Annotated in this window: 1 protein-coding gene; it reads left to right on the top strand. The window is 57.8% G+C overall.

Features of this window, described 5'->3' with window-relative positions:
* Positions 1 to 384 (top strand): TetR/AcrR family transcriptional regulator (locus tag AC1U89_RS24950; RefSeq protein WP_479902296.1); only part of this gene is annotated, 384 nt, incomplete at both ends.

Genomic DNA, 384 nt, shown 5'->3' with positions numbered 1-384 from the left:
TCTTATGTGACTGCACGCGACGATTTTGCAGACCGCCTCGAGGAGTGGGGCTGGGCCGGACAGTCAGTCTCGCGTCGGCATATCCTTGAGGCTTTCCTTGAACTAGCCATAGCGAACGGGTTCAACTCAGTCTCGATGCGGACCATCGCGAATGCCGTCAACATCAAGCCTCCAAGCCTTTACTCACACTTTCCGAATGGCCGGGATGAGATTGTCACAGAGTCGCTGAGGTGGCACTTCCATCGGTTCGGCGTCGCACTGTTAGAAGCGGTTGGCCAAGCCGCATCCGCTGAGGACTTCTGGGATGCCATGGTCAGGCTCCATTTCACCCGTCAGGTGCGGCTTCCGGAGAGCAATCTGTGGGATCTGCTGGTTGCCACGGAC

It is taken from the genome of Caulobacter sp. 05T431 (genome assembly GCF_056665975.1).
This window is presented reverse-complemented; position numbering and strand designations above follow the sequence as displayed.